Annotated in this window: 1 protein-coding gene; it reads right to left on the bottom strand. The window is 65.8% G+C overall.

Annotated elements, in window-relative coordinates; translation table 11 throughout:
* A partial coding sequence (locus PZA18_RS24885) for an RHS repeat domain-containing protein (RefSeq protein ID WP_284103552.1) occupies positions 1-243 on the bottom strand: 243 nt, incomplete at both ends.

The raw sequence follows: 243 nt of genomic DNA, 5'->3' as shown, positions 1-243 counted from the left end.
CGGGTGTAGCCGTTGTCGTAGTAGGTGTATTCCAGCTGCTGGCCATAGCTGCTGGTCTGGCCCACCAGCCGGCCGGCGTGGTTGTACTGGTAGGCGGTGACCCCGCCGCTGGCGTCGGTCTGGCTGAGCGTTTGCGTCTCGCCCGGACGTTGCAGCCGGCCCAGCAGGTCGAACTCGTTCTGGAGGGCCGACAGCGATTTGGTCTGCACTACCTGTCCGCTCACCTTGCGCTGGGTGAGCAGG

It is taken from the genome of Parachitinimonas caeni, from assembly GCF_030129945.1.
GTDB classification, from domain to species: Bacteria; Pseudomonadota; Gammaproteobacteria; order Burkholderiales; family Chitinimonadaceae; genus Parachitinimonas; species Parachitinimonas caeni.
This window is presented reverse-complemented; position numbering and strand designations above follow the sequence as displayed.